We start from the raw sequence: 13633 nt of genomic DNA on the forward strand, positions 1-13633 counted from the left end.
GCTGGGCGCCGCGCATCCTAGAGGTCGGGGGCGGATATAGGCAGCGGTGCTGCGGGCCTTCGCGTGGAGGGGGGCGCCTTGACCGGAGCGCCGGGTTTGCCCTGTCGCCTGGCCTGCTGGCGTGGTCGCGTCGCGCCCGAAGCGCGCCCTCGAGCAAGCACAAGCGCACACGCGTAGGAGCGGCTTCAGCCGCGACCGTTCCTTACCGGTAGAGCCTCGTCGCGGCTGAAGCCGCTCCTACGAGAGCGCTATGCGCGGCGAACACAGCTGATGCGAGGTGCCCTGAAGTCTCTCCCACAAGGAATGACGTGCCGCGGTCGGGGCCGTTCTGGACCCAGCGACACACGCGAGCCGTGAGCACCGGGCAGCCGACCGACGCCCCTGTGGGAGGGGCTTCAGCCCCGACGCGCGGATGTCGGCATCGCAACAGCGACCCCTGTCGCCGCAGACGCTGCATCGGCTGCACCACCGCATCGATGACCTGGATCATCCCCGCGCCGCAGCCAGCCGTGTACCGTTAGCACATTCGCTCGCCTCTGCCGCCGCCATGAGCACCTATCACCTGCAGTCCGTGTTCCGCCCCGCCTCGGTCGCCATCGTCGGCGGCAGCCCGCGCGAGCGCTCGGCCGGGCGCGCGGTGGTGCGCAGCCTGCGCGCGGCCGGGTTTCCCGGGCAGATCGGCTGGGTCAGCCCGCGCTACCGCGAGATCGACGGCGTACCCACGGTGCGCCGCCTCACCGATCTGCCCTGGGTGCCGGACCTGGTGGTGATCACCGCGCCGGCGCGGATGGTGCCGCGCATCGTGTCGATCGCCGCGCGGCGCGGCGTCGCCGCGGCGATCATCCTCACCGCCGGGCTCGGCAGCGGGCCGGGCTCGGCTGCGGCGCGGGTGGAGAGCGCCGCGCGCGCCAAGGGCCTGCGCATCCTCGGTCCACACTGCCTGGGCGTGATCGCCCCGCATGCGCGGCTCAACGCCAGCATCGCCGCGCACTGCCCGCAGCCGGGCGACCTGGCGCTGATCTCCGAATCCAGCGCCATCGCCGCAGCGCTGGTGGAGTGGGGCGTGGCGCGCGCGGTCGGCTTCTCGGCGGTGGTCTCGCTGGGCGACGCGCTGGACGTGGATTTCGCCGACCTGCTCGACTACTTCGCCACCGACTACCGCACCCGTGCGATCCTGCTCTACGTCGAGCACATCCGCGACGCGCGCAAGTTCATGTCCGCCGCGCGCGCCGCCGCGCGTGCCAAACCCGTGGTGGTGGTGAAGTCGGGCCGGCAGCTGCGCATCGATCCCAACGCCGACACCCATGTGCAGGCGCTGGCCAGTTCCGATGCGGTGTACGGCGCCGCGTTCGCCCGTGCCGGCCTGCTGCGGGTACGCGCGCTGGACGAACTGTTCGCCGCGGCCGAGACGCTGGGCCGGCTCAGCACCTTCCCCGGCCGGCGCCTGGCCATCCTCAGCAACGGCGGCGGCGTCGGCCGCCTGGCGGTGGATACCCTGGCCGATCTCGGCGGCACCCTGGCCGCACTGTCGGCGCCCATCCAGCAGCGGCTGGACGCGGCGCTGCCGCAGGAGTGGTCGCACCGCAATCCGGTGGACATCGTGGTGGACGCCGATGGCGAGCGCTATGCCGCGGCCGCCGGCGCGCTGCTGGACGATCCGGAGAACGACGCGGTGCTGGTGGTCAACGTGCCCACCGCGTTCACCTCCTCGGCCGACGCGGCGCAGGCGCTGACCCGCATCCTCGGCCAGCGCCCGCGCCACCACCGCGACAAGCCGGTGTTCGCGGTGTGGCTGGGCAACGACGAGAGCGCCACCGCCACGCTCAACGCCGCGCGCATCCCCACCTACGCCACCGAGGCCGACGCGGTGCGCGGCTTCATGCACCTGGTGCGCTACCGCGAGGCGCAGGCGGCGCTGATGGAAACGCCGCCGAGTCTGCCCGACGATTTCGCCTTCGACGCCGCCGCCGCGCGCGGCATCGTCGATGCCGCGCTGGCCGCCGGGCAGACCTGGCTGGATCCGCTGGCGACCACGCGGCTGCTGGCCGCCTACGGCATTCCCACCGCGGCCGTAGCCCACGCCGCCGATGCCGAGGCCGCGGCGCAGGTGGCCGCGCCGATGCTGGCGCAGGGCTCGGCGGTGGCGGTGAAGATCCATTCGGCCGACATCCCGCACAAGTCCGACGTGGACGGCGTGCGCCTCAACCTGGTCAGCGTGGAGGCGGTGCGCGACGCGGCCGAGGGCATCCTCGCCCGCGCGCGCGCCGCGCGCCCGGATGCGCGCATCGACGGCGTGCTGGTGCAGCCCTCGCTGCTGCGGCCGAAGGCGCGCGAGCTGATCGCCGGCATCGCCGACGATCCGACCTTTGGCCCGGTGATCGTGTTCGGCCGCGGCGGCACCGCGGTGGAGGTGATCGACGACAAGGCGCTGGCGCTGCCGCCGCTGGACCTGCGCCTGGCCCACGAACTGATCGGCCGCACCCGCGTCAGCCGCATCCTCAAGGCTTACCGCGACGTGCCGGCCGCCGACGAACGTGCGGTGGCGATGGTGCTGGTCAAGCTGGCGCAACTGGCGGCCGACCTGCCGGAGATCCGCGAACTGGACATCAATCCGTTGCTGGCCGACCGCGACGGGGTGATCGCGGTCGATGCGCGGGTGGCGGTGGCGCCGTCGCGGCGCCTGCACAAGGGCCGCGGCCATCCGCGTTTCGCGATCTTCCCGTATCCCAAGGAGTGGGAGCGGCGCATCGTGCTCAACGACGGCAGCACCGCGCTGGTGCGTCCGGTGCGGCCGGAGGACGACGCGCTGTTCCGCAGCTTCTTCGCCCGCGTCACCGACGAGGACCTGCGCCTGCGCTTCTTCCAGGCGGTCAAGCATTTCAGCCACGAGTTCATCGCGCGCCTGACCCAGCTCGACTACGCACGCTCGATCGCGCTGGTGGCGATCGAACCGCGCAGCGGCGACATGCTCGGTGCGGTGCGCCTGCATGCCGATGCCGATTACGATCGCGGCGAATACGGCATCCTGATCCGCTCCGACCTCAAGGGCCACGGCATCGGCTGGCAGCTGATGCGGATCATGATCGAGTACGCCGGCTGGCTCGGCCTCAAGGTGGTCGAAGGCCAGGTGCTGCGCGAGAACCGCACCATGCTGGCGATGTGCCAGCAACTCGGCTTCAAGGCCACGCCGGATCCGGACGACGCCACGCTGATGGACGTGGTGTTGCCGGTGGCGCAACACTGACGGGTGCCGCCGCGATGTCGACGTTCTCGCCCAGCGTCCTGCAGCCGCGCCACGCGATCCTGTCCGGCGAGCCGGACGCTGCCGCGCTGGAGATCCTGCTGCGCCCGTTCCTGCGTGACGGCGAGATCGTGGATACGGCGATCCGCCTGGACGGCATCGCGCTGCCGTCGCTCCGGCTCGGCGATCTGGCCGGCCAGCGCTTCGACTTCCCGCGCAACCCGCACGCCGGCTACATCGACGGCTCGCTCTACCTGGACGGCGCGCACCACCCCGTCGACGTCGACATGCTGACCTTCAACCTCGCGCGCGACGGGCAACTGACGCTCGTGGCCAAGGGCGTGTATGCGTTCGATGTCGAGGGCCTTGGCGACCTGGGCAAGGTGCCCTTCACCCTGGCGGCGCGGGTGAGCTCGTGCGCGTTGTAAGTGCCGTAGACCGCGCAGCCCGCAGCGCTCATCGGCACTGCTCCCCATGGGTTCAGCGACGATCATGAGGTACATCGCGCGCTACTACGACGGCGACACGCTGCTGCGCGCGCGTCGATTGCTACGCGAGAAGGGGATCGCCACGCACGTCGTGCAGGAGGAGTCGCGAAGGTTGGGCAGCAGGTCGGCTGAGCGAGCGCAGGCGCCAGTACGCCTGACGCCACGCATCCCTGCGTCTTTCGCCGCGCTCTGCGCAGGCCGCCTGCCGGCGCCGTCGAGCGGCGCGCGACAGGCAAGGCGTGGTGACGGTTACTCCAGTTCCTGGTTGCTCACCCCGCGCTCGACCGGGTACACGGTCGGCGGCGGCGTGGTGGAGCGCATCAGCTTCAGCGACGTCTTGCTCTGCTCGCACAGGTTGCCGCCGCTGACGAACACGCCGTCCTGGGTGCACTTCCAGTCGTAGAAATTGGCGATGCCGCCGGCCAGCTGCAGGCTGTAGTCGGTGCTCTTGGCCGCCGCGTCGAAGGGCTGCCCGGCCGGGACGTTCTGGAACCAGCGCATCCATTCCTTGGAGCCGACCGGCGGGATCTTTTTCTGGTCGGCCTGGAAGGTTGGGTTCATCGGCGAGAGCTGCGGCGATTCGGCGGTCATGTGGCAGCTCATGCAGGAGCTGATCGGGTTGTCCACCGGCCCGTTGAGGCGGCCGTTCCAGCCGAGGTGGGTCGGCGGCAGTTCTTTCACGTTGGCGTTGATCGCCGACTGCAGGATGTTCGGGTTGATCCGGGTCTGGGTCGGCTGCTTGTTGGTGTAGGTGTCGCCGGTGTTCTGCGGGTCGTTGCCAAACATGACGCCCACCGGCACCAGGTTCTGCCAGCCGGGCTTGCCGCTGACCGCGCCGTTGTACTGGAAGGTGCCGAAGATCCAGCCGGTGCCGGGCACGCGGCTGTCGCGTACGGCGAAGTCCATCTGGATCAGCGCCACCTTCTTGAACGCGCGATCGGCGGACTTGAAGCTGTTGGTGACCCAGGCGTTCCACAGCACCGGGTTCTGCAGGAACGGCACCTGGCTCAGGTCCACGTCGGCGAACAGCGCCTTGCACACCACGGTGCCGTCGCGGAAGCTGTTCGGCTTGGAGGTGAAGCTCGGATCCGGGTTCTGCGGATCCTTCCACACCTGGCCGAAGGTGTAGGCGCCCACGTCGTTGTAGATGCCGACCGCGAAGGTCTGCCCGGAGGTGAGCTGGGTCGGGGCCAGTTGCTTGACCTGGATCTGCGCTTCCTTCCGAGGCGGCGCCGCTGGCGAGGGTCAGCGCGACGGCGATGGCGAGGGTGCGCGTGTGGGACGGATGCATGATGGACCTCCGGTCGTGTGCGTCGATGCGTGCGGGCGATGCCGCGTCCTGTGTCCGGACATCCCCGGGCCCCGGACCGGTCGCACGCCCGCGCTGCTGCGCGACCGCGATGAAAGGACTCCCGCCGCGCCAGGGCCACGCCGCAGGCACGGGCGTCCGCATCCGCCTGCACGCGCAGACGAAGCGGGAGACGCGGTGGGAGGTGCAGCGTCCACCGCCGCCGCGCGAACGCGATGCGGTGGAAGCGGCGATGCGGTGAAAACGGCCTAGCGGACCGAAGACATGTCCATGTCGCTCTCCTGACCCCGTGTGGAAGGCAACTGCGTTGAACGACCCCGTTGCGTCGAGCGTGGGGGAAACGCGCGAGCCCGGCAGGCAGCATCGGGGGACGAATGCTGCAGGGGCGGCGCCATGCGGCGGCCGCGATGCCGGGTTGCGCGCCGATCGCCAGCGCCGCGCGGTGTGCGGGCGTCGGCGTTGCTCGACGCTTCGGACTCTAGCGAGCGCCGCGCAGCCGGTGGTAGACAGTTGCGCGCGCCGGCGCTGCAGCGTTGAGCGGACGACGCGGCATGCCGACGTAGCCCGCCTCCTCCATGCCGCGGTGGCGACCGGCCGGCGCGGACAGCGCGGCCATGGCATGCTGCGCGTGGGGCTGCGCCTGGCGGGAGCAGGCAGGCGCGGTAGGGACGGTGGGACGCACCGGGCACGGCGGCGTCCACTGCGGCGATGCACTTCTTGCGGTGACGCCATGCGCACGCACGGGACCTTGATTCAGTGGGACGAAGCGCGCGGCTGCGGCCGGGTGCGCCTGGCCCATCGCGAGACCGAAGTGGAGGTGCAACGCGCGGCGTTCCCGGCCGACGGCGTGCCGCCGCGCGTGGGCGAGCTGATCTCCTTCGACCTGGAGCACGACGGGCAGGGACGGCCGCGGGCCTTGCGGGTGATGCGGCCTGGTCGCGCACCGGACACGCCAGTACGCGCGGCCGCCCCATCACGCGCGCGTCGCGGCCGCTGGCGCGGCGTGCTGATGCTGTTGGCGGTGCTCGCACTCGCCGGCTATGCGGCGCTGCGCTTCGTGGCGGCACCGCACGCCACCCCGGCGGCGGCGCCATCGCCCACTTCGCGCACGGCCACCGCACCGGCCACGCCCGCGACGGCGCCCGCATTCCAGTGCGACGGCCGCACCCATTGCGCGCAGATGACCTCGTGCGCCGAAGCGGTGTACTTCCTGCAGCACTGCCCGGGCGTGGAGATGGACGGCAACCACGACGGCGTGCCGTGCGAACGGCAGTGGTGCCGGCGCGCGCGCTGAGGACCGGCAGCCGCGTGCGCTGCGCAGGATCTTGACCGGACCGTGATCCGGCCTCGGCTAGGGTCAGCGATTGCCTGCAGGTGACGCATGACCGAGCCACGCCTTCCCCCCGCCAAGACCCGCGCGCTGTCGCTGGGCCTGTTCGCCTTCGTCGCGGTGTTCGCCGCCATCGTCTGGTTGCTGCTGCGGCCCTACGGTTCGGTGTACTTCTTCCCGGTGCATTTCCTGGTCGGGCTGGGGCTTCCGTTCCTGTTCTACGCACTGGGCGCCAACCGCGCCGCGTTCCTGGCCGGGCTGGGGCTCACCGCCATCGTCCTGGTGCTGTTCAACCTGTGGGGCGACCAGGTCGGCGGTATCGGCCCGCGCGTGTTCGACTGGGCGCATGCCGTCGCCGGGATGCTGGGCATGCTGCTGGCCTACGGCGTGTTCCGCCTGTCCACCCGCGTGCGCCAGCGCCACGCGCGCTGAGTCACGCTCACTCCGCGTCCTCGCTGCGGGTGAACGGCGCCAGCCGCAGCTTCACCCGGTGCTCCACGCCGGCCGGGCACTGCCCCGGCGCCGGCCCGCGGAAGTAGCTGCGCTGCCAGCCTGCGCGGGTCGCGTCGGAGCCGGGCTGTTCCAGGTCGTGCAGGAACTGCCCGCGGCTGTGCATCCACGCCTGGTGTTCGCGCTCCAGTTCCGGCGTCTGCGACAGCGGCTGCCAGCGCGGTTCGGTCTCGGCCAGCACCCGCCGCTGCACCGGGAAGAAATGGCAGAACGGCTCGCCGGCCTCGAACCGCACCCGGCCGGGCCGGGTGAACTGCCAGTTCATGGTGAAGGTATACGGGCTCCAGTCGGTCTCGATCAGCCCGGTGAGCCCGGCGATGCCGTCCTTGGGCCGGTTCACCGGCGCGGTGACGTACAGGTCCACGCCGGCGTCGGTGCGGAACAGGCACGGCACGTGGAAGGTGAGCACGCCGTAGCCGAAGTGGCTGACCGCCGGCGCGTGCGTGCCTGGTGCGGGCTGCACGCGCAGGTCGTCCAGCGCGTTGCCGCCGTTCCACTCGGCCTCGAAGGCGGTCTGGCACAGCAATTCCCAGCCGTGCGCATTGGCGATGTCCAGCGGCAGGCAGCGGTAGGCATAGCGCTCGGCGGTGCGGTCCATCCACGGCCGCTCGCGCGGTGCCGGGCGCACGTCGAGGGTGTGGCCGTCGAGAACGTGGGCAGTGAGTTTCATGGCGCAGGCAGGACGATGGACCAGCGCCGAGTGTGACGCCTCGCCACGGTCTTGGCGACCGCGGCGAGGCGCGCGGCTCACGCCGCTTCGAAATCCAGCAACGCCACGCCGTCGCCGACCAGTTCGCCCTCGCGCACGCGAAAGCCCTGCACGGTGCCGTCGGCCGGCGCCTGCAGGGTGTGCTCCATCTTCATCGCCTCCAGCACCAGCAGCGGCGTGCCGCGGGTCACCTGGGTGCCGGGCGCGACCAGCAGGGCGACGATGCGTCCCGGCATCGGCGCGGTCAGGCCGCCGCCTTCCACCGCCGGCTGGTCGGCATCGGCGACTGGGTCGTGGCGCTCGAACAGGTAGCCGTGGCCGTCGACGAACAGATGCAACTGCGTGCCGGCGAACACCGCATCGGCCTGCACCCGCTGCGTGCCGAGGAACGCGGACAGGCGCCCGTCGCGCAACTGGCCGCTCGCCTCCAGCGCGTCCTGCGCCTGCGCGGCGTGGATCCGCCAGCCGCCGGCGTGCGCGGCCAGGTGCAACGTGCGTTGCGTGTCGCCCTGCTGCAAGGTCAGCGCACGCGGCGCCGGCGCACCCAGCCGCCAGCCGTCGCGCAGGTCCCACGGCGAGTGCGGATCGTCGGCGTGCGCGGCCGGTGCGTGCGCGTGCAGTTGCCAGGCCAGCGCCGCCAGGCTCCATAGGACGTCGGTGGTCGGGTTGGGGGTGTCGAACAGGGCGGCGTGCTCGCGCTCGATCAGCGCGGTGTCCAGATCCGCCTGCGCGAACGCGGCGGTGCCGACCAGGCGCTGCAGGAACGCGGCATTGGTCGACACGCCGACCACCTGGCACGCGGCCAGCGCCGCCTGCATGCGCCGCAGTGCGCGCTCGCGGGTCACATCCCACACGATCAGCTTGGCGATCATCGGATCGTAATGCGGGCTGATCACATCACCCTGCTCGACGCCGGCATCGACCCGGGTATGCGCGTCGGCGGCGGGCAGGCGCAGGTGCTGCAGCGTGCCGATCGAGGGCAGGAAGCCGCGCGCCGGATCTTCGGCGTACAGCCGCGCTTCCAGCGCATGGCCGCGGATCGCCAGCTCGTGCTGGCGCTGCGGCAGCGGCTGCCCGGCCGCCACACGCAACTGCCACTCCACCAGGTCGGTGCCGGTGATGCACTCGGTGACCGGATGCTCCACCTGCAGGCGGGTATTCATTTCCATGAAGTAGAACGCGCCATCGGGCGCGACGATGAACTCCACGGTGCCGGCGCCGACATAGCCGACCGCGCGCGCCGCCTCCACCGCGGCCTGGCCCATCGCCGCACGCCGCGCCTCATCCATGCCAGGGGCGGGCGCTTCCTCCAGCACCTTCTGGTGGCGGCGCTGCACCGAGCAGTCGCGCTCGAACAGGTACACCAATTCGCCGTGGCTGTCGCCGAACACCTGGATCTCGATGTGCCGCGGCCGCAGCACGTACTTCTCCACCAGCACGTGCGCGTTGCCGAACGCGGCCTGCGCCTCGCGCTGGCAGGCGGCGAGCGCGGCGTCGAAGTCGGCGTCGTCATCGACCCGGCGCATGCCCTTGCCGCCGCCACCGGCGCTGGCCTTGATCAGCACCGGATAGCCGATGGCCGCGGCTTGTTCGCGCAGGAATTGCGGATCCTGGCGCTCGCCGTGGTAGCCGGGCGTCAGCGGCACCCCGGCTGCCTGCATCAGCGCCTTGGCCGCGCTCTTGTCGCCCATCGCGCGGATCGCCGTTGGCGGCGGGCCGATGAACACCAGGCCACGCGCGGCGCAGGCCTCGGCGAATTCGGCGTTCTCGGACAGGAAGCCGTACCCGGGATGGATGGCCTGCGCGCCACTGTGTTGCGCGGCGTCGAGGATGCGCTCAACGCGTAGGTAGCTCTCGCGTGCCGGCGCGGCGCCGATGTACACGGCCTCGTCGGCCAGGCGCACGTGGCGGGCGTCGCGATCGGCATCGGAGTACACGGCCACGGTGGCGATGCCGAGCGTGCGGCAGGTGGCGATCACCCGGCAGGCGATCTCGCCGCGATTGGCGATCAGGATCTTGTCGAAGGTCGGCAGGTCGGGGGTGGCCATGGTCGGGTGCCTGGAGAAGGTTAGAGGTGTCGCGCTTGCGGTGCGCAGACGTGCGCAAGAGTTACGTCGTAGGTGTTCAGCCGGAGCAGCTTCAGCGGTTGAAGTTGCTGTTGCCGTGCTTTGGCTTTGGCTGTTGCTCCGGCTTTTGACTTACCGGGTTCCCTTCCGAAGCGGCGGCCAGCACGGGGAAAAACCCCGAAGGGGCGGCGCACATGGACGTGCGCCGTCCGCGGCAGGGGCAGGATGCCCCTTCCGCGGATCCCCGGGCTGGACGCGGACCCGGAGCGCGCAGCGCGGAGGGCGCGAGGCAGGGCGCGCTTTCTTTTGGTTACCTTTTCTTTGCGCGAGCAAAGAAAAGTAACTCGCCCGCAAGGGCGAAAGCTTTTGCTGTTGCTTGATGTCTGCGTATCAGGCGAGAAGGTCTGTAGGAGCGGCTTTAGCCGCGACAGGCAGAATGGACTCTCGCTGTCGCGGCTAAAGCCGCTCCTACGATTCAGCGGCCGCCACCGTGGAAGCAAGTTCAAGAGCAAAGCTTTCGCCTGGCGGCGAGTTACTTTTCTTTGCTTGTGCAAAGAAAAGTAACCAAAAGAAAGCACACCCCGCAGCGCGCCCTCCGCGCTGCGCGCTCCGGGTTCGCAGCCACGACGGGGATTCGCGGAAGGGGCATCCTGCCCCTGCCGCGAACGGCGCACATCCATGTGCGCCGCCCTTCGGGTTTTTCCCCGCCGTGGCTGCCGCGCCGAGGGGGCCCGGTAAGTCAAAGGCAAAGCAAGAGCAACCGCAGGAGCAACCGCAGGAGCAAAAGCGAGAGCAAAAGCGGGAGCAAAAGCGGGAGCAAAAGCGGGAGCAAAAGCGGGAGCAAAAGCGGGAGCAAAAGCGGGAGCAAAAGCGGGAGCAAAAGCGGGAGCAAAAGCGAAGGCCGCCGCATCGGCCGCTGCCGCAGAGCCGATCAAACGGGCCACTGCCGGGCACGCTGCCCCACGCATCGCTTGCGACCACCTGCGTGGCCGCCGCCGATCCCGGCGCACGCGCGCCTGCCACCGCGAGCGCATGCGCCCGCTCACATCCGGAACACCCCGAACCGGCTCGGCTCCGCCGGTGCGTTCAACGCCGCCGACAGCCCCAGCCCCAACACCCGCCGCGTCTGTGCCGGATCGATCACCCCGTCGTCCCACAGCCGCGCGCTGGCGTAGTACGGATGGCCCTGGCGCTCGAACTGATCGCGGATCGGCGCCTTGAACGCCGCCTCCTCCGCGTCCGACCACTGCCCGCCCTTGGCCGCGATGCCGTCGCGGCGCACCGTCGCCAGCACGCTCGCGGCCTGCTCGCCGCCCATCACCCCAATGCGCGCATTCGGCCACATCCACAGGAAGTTCGGCGAATACGCGCGGCCGCACATGCCATAGTTGCCGGCGCCGAACGAGCCGCCGATCACCACCGTGAACTTGGGCACCTTGGCGCAGGCCACCGCCATCACCAGCTTGGCGCCGTCCTTGGCGATGCCGCCGTGTTCGTACTTGCGGCCGACCATGAAGCCGGTGATGTTCTGCAGAAACACCAGCGGAATGCCGCGCTGCGCGCACAGCTCGATGAAGTGCGCCCCCTTCAGCGCCGACTCGGAGAACAGGATGCCGTTGTTGGCGACGATGCCGACCGGATAGCCGTGCACGTGCGCGAAGCCGGTGACCAAGGTGGTGCCGTAGCGCGCCTTGAATTCGTCCAGGCGCGAGCCGTCCACCACCCGCGCGATGACTTCGCGCACATCGAACGGCTTGCGCGGGTCGGCCGGGATCACCCCGTACAGTTCCTCGGCCGGATACAGCGGCGGCTCCGGCGTGCGCAGCGCCAGCGGCGGAGCCGGCTTGCGCCAGTTGAGCTGGGCCACGATCGCGCGCACCCGCGCCAGCGCCTGCAGGTCGTTGTCGGCGAAGTGATCGGCCACGCCGGAGATGCGCGTGTGCACGTCGGCGCCGCCCAGGTCCTCGGCGCTGACGTCCTCGCCGGTGGCGGCCTTCACCAGCGGCGGGCCGCCGAGGAAGATGGTGCCCTGCTCGCGCACGATCACCGTCTCGTCGCTCATCGCCGGCACGTAGGCGCCGCCGGCGGTGCACGAGCCCATCACGCAGGCGATCTGGGCGATGCCCTGCGCCGACAGGTTGGCCTGGTTGTAGAAGATCCGGCCGAAGTGGTCGCGGTCGGGAAACACCTCATCCTGCAGCGGCAGGAACGCGCCGCCGGAATCGACCAGGTAGATGCACGGCAGGCGGTTCTGCTGGGCGATCTCCTGCGCGCGCAGGTGTTTCTTCACCGTGATCGGATAGTAGGTGCCGCCCTTGACCGTGGCGTCGTTGGCGACGATCACGCATTCCACGCCGGAGACGCGGCCGATGCCGGCGACCACGCCGGCGCACGGCACCTCGTCGTCGTACAGGCCCAGCGCGGCCAGCGGCGCGATCTCCAGGAACGCGCTGCCCGGGTCGAGCAGGGCGTCGATGCGCTCGCGCACCAGCAGCTTGCCGCGCGCCTGGTGCTTGGCGCGGGCGGCCTCGCTGCCGCCCAGGGCGATACGCGCCTGGGTGGCGTGCAGGTCGTCGACCACCGCGCGCAGCGCGGCGGCATTGGCGGCGAAGGCGTCGCTGCCGGGTTGCAACTGGGTCTGGATCGCGCTCATGGCTGGGCCGTGGAGGGAGGAGGGAAGGGTGGGCGGCGACTGTGGGAGGGCTCTTGTCCCTGTTGCGGGATCAGCCCCGACGCGATGGCGCCGGAACGGCCTGTCGGCCGATACCTTTTTCGCCGCGCATCACTTGGTCCGCTCGAACAACTCGCGGCCGATCAGCATGCGACGGATCTCGGAGGTGCCCGCGCCGATCTCGTAGAGCTTGGCGTCGCGCCACAGGCGCCCGGTCGGATAGTCGTTGATGTAGCCGTTGCCGCCCAGCACTTGGATCGCCTGGCCGGTCAGCCAGGTCGCCTTCTCGGCCGCGTAGAGGATCGCGCCGGCGGCGTCCTGGCGGGTGGTGCGGCCGGCGTCGCAGGCGCGCGCCACCGCGTACACATAGGCGCGGCAGGCGTTGAGGCCCACGTACATGTCGGCCAGCTTGCCCTGCATCAACTGGAAGCTGCCGATCGGTTCGCCGAACTGGCGGCGCTCGTGCACGTAGGGCAGCACCACGTCCAGCGCCGCCGCCATCAGCCCCAGCGGCCCGCCCGACAGCACCACGCGCTCGTAATCCAGGCCCGACATCAGCACGCGCACGCCGCCGCCGACCTCGCCCAGCACGTTCTCGGCCGGCACTTCGCAATCCTGGAACACCAGTTCGCAGGTGTTGGAGCCGCGCATGCCGAGCTTGTCCAGCTTCTGCGCAGTGCTGAAGCCGGGCATGCCCTTCTCGACCACGAACGCGGTGATGCCGCGCGCGCCGCCGCTCGGGTCGGTCTTGGCGTAGACCACCAGCACGTCGGCGTCCGGGCCGTTGGTGATCCACATCTTGTTGCCGTTGAGCACGTAGCGATCGCCGCGGGCCTCGGCGCGCAGCTTCATCGACACCACGTCCGAGCCGGCGCCGGGCTCGCTCATCGCCAGCGCGCCGACGTGCTCGCCGCTGCACAGCTTGGGCAGGTAGCGCGCCTTCTGCGCCGGGCTGGCGTTCTTGCGCAGCTGGTTCACGCACAGGTTCGAATGCGCGCCGTAGGACAGGCCGATCGCACCGCAGGCGCGCGAGATCTCTTCCATCGCCACCACGTGCGCCAGGTAGCCCATCGCGCTGCCGCCGTACTCCTCCTCCACGGTAAGGCCAAGCAGGCCCTGTTCGCCGAGCTTGCGCCACAGCGGCGCGGGGAAGGCGTTGTCGCGGTCGGCCTGCTCGGCCAGCGGCGCGATCTCGCGCGCGGCGAAGGCGGCGACGCTGTCGCGCAACAGGTCGACCTCCTCGCCCAACTCGAAATTCAACGACGGCATCAGCATGGCGGCAGCTCCGGGGATGGCAGGTGGCCGGCGG

Annotated in this window: 9 protein-coding genes; 4 read left to right on the top strand and 5 right to left on the bottom strand. The window is 70.7% G+C overall.

The genetic code is table 11. The annotated features are described in order from the left end of the window. Positions 1 to 547: 547 nt before the first annotated feature. Together Q7W82_RS03915 and Q7W82_RS03920 are read left to right on the top strand one after the other, a co-directional pair. The gene (locus tag Q7W82_RS03915) at positions 548 to 3244 is read left to right on the top strand and encodes a bifunctional acetate--CoA ligase family protein/GNAT family N-acetyltransferase (protein ID WP_242157057.1); all 2697 of its coding nucleotides are present in this window, start codon (positions 548 to 550) and stop codon (positions 3242 to 3244) included. Between the two features lie 14 nt (positions 3245 to 3258). Further along, positions 3259 to 3669: a hypothetical protein gene (locus tag Q7W82_RS03920; protein WP_242157048.1), complete on the top strand. Its 411-nt coding sequence runs from the start codon at positions 3259 to 3261 to the stop codon at positions 3667 to 3669. A gap of 309 nt (positions 3670 to 3978) precedes the next feature. On the opposite strand, the gene Q7W82_RS03925 is transcribed toward Q7W82_RS03920, so the two are convergent. Next, positions 3979 to 4866, bottom strand: coding sequence for a hypothetical protein (locus Q7W82_RS03925; RefSeq protein WP_242157046.1), 888 nt, complete (start codon positions 4864 to 4866; stop codon positions 3979 to 3981). A 902-nt stretch (positions 4867 to 5768) separates the two neighbouring features. Here Q7W82_RS03925 and Q7W82_RS03930 point away from each other — a divergent pair. Together Q7W82_RS03930 and Q7W82_RS03935 are read left to right on the top strand one after the other, a co-directional pair. Next, positions 5769 to 6332, top strand: coding sequence for an excalibur calcium-binding domain-containing protein (locus Q7W82_RS03930; protein WP_242157044.1), 564 nt, complete (start codon positions 5769 to 5771; stop codon positions 6330 to 6332). Positions 6333 to 6419: 87 nt separating this feature from the next. Beyond that, the gene (locus tag Q7W82_RS03935; protein ID WP_242157028.1) at positions 6420 to 6800 is read left to right on the top strand and encodes a hypothetical protein; all 381 of its coding nucleotides are present in this window, start codon (positions 6420 to 6422) and stop codon (positions 6798 to 6800) included. 7 nt (positions 6801 to 6807) lie between these two features. Here the strand turns inward: Q7W82_RS03935 and Q7W82_RS03940 are convergent, their stop codons facing one another. From Q7W82_RS03940 to Q7W82_RS03955, 4 genes are all read right to left on the bottom strand, one after another. Continuing rightward, positions 6808 to 7548 (bottom strand): DUF6065 family protein, encoded by a 741-nt coding sequence (locus tag Q7W82_RS03940; RefSeq protein ID WP_242157025.1) that lies wholly within the window; start codon positions 7546 to 7548, stop codon positions 6808 to 6810. Between the two features lie 77 nt (positions 7549 to 7625). Beyond that, positions 7626 to 9635 (bottom strand): acetyl/propionyl/methylcrotonyl-CoA carboxylase subunit alpha, encoded by a 2010-nt coding sequence (locus Q7W82_RS03945; RefSeq protein WP_242157016.1) that lies wholly within the window; start codon positions 9633 to 9635, stop codon positions 7626 to 7628. A gap of 1060 nt (positions 9636 to 10695) precedes the next feature. Continuing rightward, positions 10696 to 12306 (bottom strand): carboxyl transferase domain-containing protein, encoded by a 1611-nt coding sequence (locus tag Q7W82_RS03950; RefSeq protein ID WP_242161604.1) that lies wholly within the window; start codon positions 12304 to 12306, stop codon positions 10696 to 10698. A gap of 129 nt (positions 12307 to 12435) precedes the next feature. Next, entirely contained in the window at positions 12436 to 13599 is a 1164-nt protein-coding gene (locus Q7W82_RS03955; RefSeq protein WP_010341368.1) for an isovaleryl-CoA dehydrogenase, read from the bottom strand. Positions 13600 to 13633: the final 34 nt, after the last annotated feature.

Origin of the sequence: Xanthomonas indica, from assembly GCF_040529045.1 — a bacterium.
GTDB classification, from domain to species: domain Bacteria; phylum Pseudomonadota; class Gammaproteobacteria; order Xanthomonadales; family Xanthomonadaceae; genus Xanthomonas_A; species Xanthomonas_A indica.